General features: G+C 44.3%; 4 protein-coding genes. All 4 read right to left on the bottom strand.

The genetic code is table 11. The features are described from left to right. Window positions 1-625, bottom strand: a 625-nt coding sequence (locus ACH2DQ_RS26715) for an alpha-amylase family glycosyl hydrolase (RefSeq protein WP_395028670.1), incomplete at its 3' end; no start/stop codon positions are given. Between the two features lie 134 nt (window positions 626-759). Then, entirely contained in the window at window positions 760-1,350 is a 591-nt protein-coding gene (locus ACH2DQ_RS26710; RefSeq protein ID WP_394910733.1) for a class II aldolase/adducin family protein, read from the bottom strand. Window positions 1,351-1,428: 78 nt separating this feature from the next. Then, a complete protein-coding gene (locus ACH2DQ_RS26705) occupies window positions 1,429-3,504 on the bottom strand; it encodes a Sip1-related alpha-galactosidase (protein ID WP_394910734.1) in 2,076 nt (691 codons plus the stop codon). Window positions 3,505-3,534: 30 nt separating this feature from the next. Further along, window positions 3,535-5,843 (bottom strand): glycoside hydrolase family 2 TIM barrel-domain containing protein (locus ACH2DQ_RS26700; protein ID WP_395028669.1); only part of this gene is annotated, 2,309 nt, incomplete at its 5' end.

The raw sequence follows: 5,843 nt of genomic DNA, 5'->3' as shown, positions 1-5,843 counted from the left end.
GTTCAATAAAAAAACAGGAAGTTTTATATTTCTTCGTGGCAAATGCAAATGCATCCAGGCGGATTAAAGAACCGCCGTTATTCATGAGGAACCGAAGAGACCGCTCTACAAATTCCCAGGTAACCGATGATTCCATATTTAAATCCATTTGTTCTTCGCTGAAGGTACACCAGATATGTTCATGGGTACCGTCAAGAAAAGTGATATCCTCACAGGGCGCATGATTTTTTCTTTTATTCAGCATTGCAACATCTTCGGGCGAAGGTTCGCCTTCTGGCCAAAATTCTTTGAAACGGATAAACATATCTCTGAATTCAGACTTCTCATGTTTTTCTATAAAGTCTTGAAACTGGATGGATTGTCTGGATAAATGGTTAATCATAAAATCAAACATTAACTCATAATTTTCTGACAATGCATGAATATTATCCCAATCGCCAAATGCCGGTTCCACCTCCTCATAGGTAACAGGGGCAAATCCTCTGTCACCGGTGGAAGGAAAAAACGGAAGTATATGAACTGCGCCTATTTCTCTGGAAAAATATCTGTCCAGCAATTCTTTTAACTCTTTTAAATTCTTACCAAAGCTGTCTGCATAGGTAATCAGCATTATTTTATTATTCATTTTTATAACCATTGCATATAGCAGACAAACTGCTATACTGCCACGTAATCTGCAGACGGACTGCAAGTGGCTTCCTTTCTTCATTCTTCCAATCACAAATCGGAACGTAGATCCCTAAGAGTCCTGGGCGTTTTTTATCCGGGAACGACCTGGGGTTCCCCCAGAACTTTAGACATGATGATAGTCTTTGCTATGCTTTCCAAAACTTCCATTTTATTATAAGCATCTGTCAGATCTTTCCCATACGTTAAAGCTCCATGGTTTTTAAGCAAAACCGCATTGGATACAGGCACATGGGGCCTGATCGCCTCCGCCAGAGCCTGCGTACCGGGGGGTGCATATTCCGCCAGTGCAATGTCCGGCAGCATCATTGTGGTTTCAATCAGATAATTATCCGGTATATTTTTTCCCGCAAGGGCAAATGCAGTTGCGAATACCGGGTGTGTATGGATCACTGCTTTTACATCCGGTCTCATCTGATAGATTAATTGATGCATCGGATATTCTTTTGATGCACGTCCATTTCCCTCCACCGTGTTTCCGGACAGATCCAGTACTATTATATCTTCCGGAAGTAATAAGCCTTTATTCATCCCGGACGGTGTGAGTAAAATATGGTCTTTGGATACCTTACTGCTGATATTACCATCACAGGCAGTTACTAAGTTTCGCTGATAGAGCATATGACAGATACCTGCCAATGCTTCTTTTTCTTCTGAATACACAAAATTCCTCCTCTGCGTGCAAAGCGCGTTTGACCATTCATTCCCGTCATCTGTCAGAATGTAATTTTAAACACACTCTTATGCATCTTTTGTTTGAACCATCAAGACAACACTCCCCGTTTCCTGCATACAATCAACCTGATACATATATCCCGTACCTTTCAGGTCTGCCGTTTTGTCTTTTCCATTTACGAACACTTTTTCTATTATCTTTTCCGAATAAAATGCAGCCATTCCACCCTGTTTGAGAATCGCCATTGCCATATGCGTTTCATACTTTACTTCCATTATGGGGTGAAAGCTAATATATTTGTCTAATAATCCGCAGAAAATAACATCCTCCTGATATGGCAGTATCAGATGACATGCTGCCCCATCCGTTTCCAGGGATATTTCTGTTTTTTGTGCTCTGTCCATTATCATGGCATCTCCCTGGTAGTAATCATATACCAGGAACCGTTCTCCTTCCAGATCATAAATATCTGCTGGTGATATTGTGCCTTTCTGCCTGCACGTGGTGATGTTAAATGAAGCAATTACCCCTGCTTTACGCCCTTCCCCACATCCTGCCACATTGGTAAGCTTACAGAAACCTTCTCTCCCCGGATCTTTAAAGATACAATCCGGCGATGGTTTGGCACCCCGGTCCATTCGTAATATTCTGCCGTCCCGGTACACTAATGGCTCTATGGCTTTTCTGTCTGTTTCCCCAATGCGATCACTGATATATACAGGTCCTCCGCTGACTGCCCTTAATAAACCATGCTTCCCGGAATCTTTGTGAGAAGTCCAGAACATATCCCAGTCCAGATAATATAATTCATCATGATACAACGCATTGTATGCATTCTGCTGCAGATGTTCCCTGAATCCATCTGCCTGGTCCGGAACAAAATCATCACTGTTACGGGAAATTGCAGAGCCCTGGCGGCCTAAGATATTTTCCATTGCCATACCCATACAGTTAATCAGTCTTCCTCCCATGTAAGCGGCGGCGGCTCCTTCCAGCGCCATATGCGTCTGTGCTGCCGCCTCTGGAACAGGCTTGCTGTTCTCATAATAATTCTTTATGGCACTTTGCCCGTCTACCTTGACAAAATCAATACCATCCCTGCGAAGACGTTCATACCAGTCCCGGAAGAAACCATATCCCCGCTGTGCTTCCGGATAAGGCAGCAGTTTTCCATTAGCCGTAACAAACAGATTCTCTTTTTCTTCCTGCGCAGCTTGGCTTCCCGGCTCTATGCCTCCCCAGTAACCGCCAAAGGCATGCCAGACACCAAACCATTTAATGTCGGTGCTGCTTTTGATGTCAGACGTCATTTCTGAAAATCCCCTGGGGAATTTCTCTATTTCCGGTTCCAGGCTGTAAAGCCGCTGGTCATGGACAGACAGCCAGCCGTCATCCATCAGCATCCATCTAGCCGGAACATTTTTTTCTTTTAACTCTTTTGCCTTTTCCTTTACTTTCGCTTCTGAGATATCAGTATAGAAAGCATCCCAGCTGCACCATCCCAGGTACTCAAACATCTCCGGATAGTCCTTCTGGGCTTTTTCCGGTATCCCCTTTAATTTTGCTGCTTCGTGGAAAGCGCAGTTTACAGCAGAATACAGTTCTTGCCCTTCCGTCATCAGAAATACCGGTTCACACAGCCGATTTATTCCCGCCATATAAGCTGTCATCGTCAATGTGAGTATCCCATTCTTTTCTCCCTTTGCGTATGCTTTGTATTTGTTTCCGGAGAGGGGGAGCAGATATCCTGCCCCATCTTCATATTCCATAAACAGGGATTGGGTTCTGTCCGGAATTTTACCAATATCATCCGTGAATTCCGGCCTGGTCCACCAGTCACGATGCAGATACATGGCTGTGACTGCCCGGGGATTCTGCTCTAATTCTATTTCCAATGCGACCGGCTCATGAAGATCCAGATTGTCATTTTCCCGGAAAGGCTGGTTCACCAGTTCCAGACTCAGGCATCCGGATATCACTTTCCCTTTTTTTCCAATGGAAACCTCTGCCTTTCCTTTTTCTTCTTCAAATAAATAGATCTGTTCTCCATCCCGCTCACTTATACCGGTATGCTGCCATACATGTTCCCCGGATTTCTGACAGCGAACTCTTAAGTTTATATTTTTGATACCCAGATTCATCCTTATACCTCCTGAATAGTGTGAGCTGTCTTATAACACCGTTACTCTGACATCCCAATTTTCCAGTGCCTCCCCACGTAAATTCGTCGATATATTGTGCCTGATATCTGTGCCAGATGTGCGTGTATGAATCGACGGCGTAGTGGGGCTGCGACGTTCGTTTTGGTTGTTATCAGACTCCTTTTTCCTGTCCGTCACCCTGTAATTTTCCACTTCCAAAAAGGTGCCGGCTTGTTTTGGAATCAATAAGAAATGCAATTTTTTTTCTTCTCCTGGAAACAGCAGCACATCATTATCGGTTCCTAAGAGATAATAATCATCTCTCACCAATTCGATTCCAACCTCTGCTGCGGCTTCCTTTCCGGTATTTTTTATTACAATTGTCTTTTCCACCCTTGCCTCCGGCAATCTTTTATGTTCTTCATGCAGCACTTCCACGGTTCCACCACTGCAACGCAGAGGCTTTAAGATGTCTTTCTCCAGGCTGCTGAAGGTATAGGTATTCTCCGATATGCACCTGCTGCCACTTCGCAGCTTTAGGGTTACAAAGAATATCCCTGTCTCTTTTGGCGCATGAAAAAGGGCTTTCCCCATAACAAAAGCACTGTTTTGGGGGATATTTCCGCTTAAAACAACCTTAGAAATCCTTTCCCCGGACAGATTTCGTACCAGCACTTCTGCCTGGGCCGGAAAGCTTTCACCGGAATTAGATACTACGATATCCTCTGAGATTTCTTCATCCGGAGCATAATTCAATTTCCTATATGTCATGGAAATATGCTGTCTTTCATAAGCTCTTTTTACCTGATAATATGCTGATTTGGTTTCGCCGAAATAGTCTATCAGGTTCGTGCAGGAAGCATTGGGCCAGGGTTCATTCAACTGCCAGATAATGGTGCCGCTGTTCTGAAATGCGCGCCTTCTGTCTGCTTCAATCATAAAACGAAGTCCCTCAGACTGCATAAACTGGCTGCATTTTGTAAATAGCATCAGGTTCTGCTTCGTTTTATCTATCTCACCAAACATCTCCACATCCCGCAGATACGTTCCCCACCATTCGCCATGATGCTGCCAGTTCAGGTCACCGGACATAAGCGTAGGTTTTCTGGACTCTTCCGGAAGAAACTTCTCCAGACTTTTTACACTGCTGGTTCCATCCATTCCGAATTCACTGTGAAACAGGTTATCGGACTGTCCATATAATTCATAATGCTCCGGATTTCCTTCGTATCTCCAGTTTCCATGCACATCATGGCTGACACCCTTTTCTCTGGTGATAAATTCTCTGGGCCCGGAAGCAGACGTTGGCAGAAAAAGACGGGTGCCATCATAAGTTTCCACAATGGACTTTAGCAGAGCTATATTTTTATTGGATCCGGAGACGGGCCTGTCTGCTTCTTCCATCAGCTCATTTCCGCCGCTGTATACCATTAGTGCAGTATGATTGCGTTTCTCCAGTACCGCAGCTTTTGCATTAGCTTCCAGTAGCTCCAGAAATGTGTCATCCTCACAGGGCTTGTTGTCAATCCCGGAACTGGACTGGATAAATTCCTGCCAGATCAGAATACCGTTTTCATCACAGAGATCATAGAATATTTCCTTCTCGATCAGTCCGCCGCCCCATACCCGTACCATATTGACTCCGGCATTTACCATTGCTGTAATCAAATATGCATACTGGCTTCTGGTTACATTTCCATAAATATGATCCAGGGGCGTTAAATTGACCCCTTTGATAAATGTTTTCTTTCCATTTACAACAAATGTATATGGCAGTGCACCGTCATGCTCCTTTTCGTTATGCGCATATGAAAAAGAACGGATTCCCACGTGTTTTGTATTTGAATATAATACGCGGTCTCCATCCCAGATACTGCATGTAACCGGATAAAGGGGCTGTCCCCCGTCACCATTCGGATACCATAACTGCGGATCAGAGACCAGAATTACCTCGTCAAAACTTCCGTCTGCCTTCAGACAGATGGTTTCAGTCCTGACTGTTTCGCCCATAACCGCGGAATTTTCCTTTGGCAGACTACTTGCCGGCACAGTTATTTTTGCATCCATTGCCCGCATCCATCTTACATCCTGACAGCTTAAGTCCTCCGGAGATCCAATACATACTTTCAGATAGAGCTTTTCTGCCACTTCGCCCTTAGGCATGTGACTTACCTTTCCCGATATACGGATCCTTCCCTTATCGCCTTCGTCCGGCTCGTTGCTCGCGGAGATAAATAAATCTTCTATTACCGCCTCTTCCATAATATCCAGCACCACATCCTGCCAAAAACCAATATTAACAAGATGTGTGGAAAAATCCCATTTATAGTTAAACCTGC

The sequence above is a fragment of the Robinsoniella sp. genome (assembly GCF_034124845.1).
The sequence above is the reverse complement of the archived record's forward strand: the minus strand, read 5'-3'. Positions and strand labels throughout refer to the sequence as shown.

Coding starts and splice junctions, on each gene's coding strand:
- ACH2DQ_RS26705 (WP_394910734.1), bottom strand. CDS start 3,504: ATGAATCTGGGTATCAAAAATATAAACTTAAGAGTTCGCTGTCAGAAA.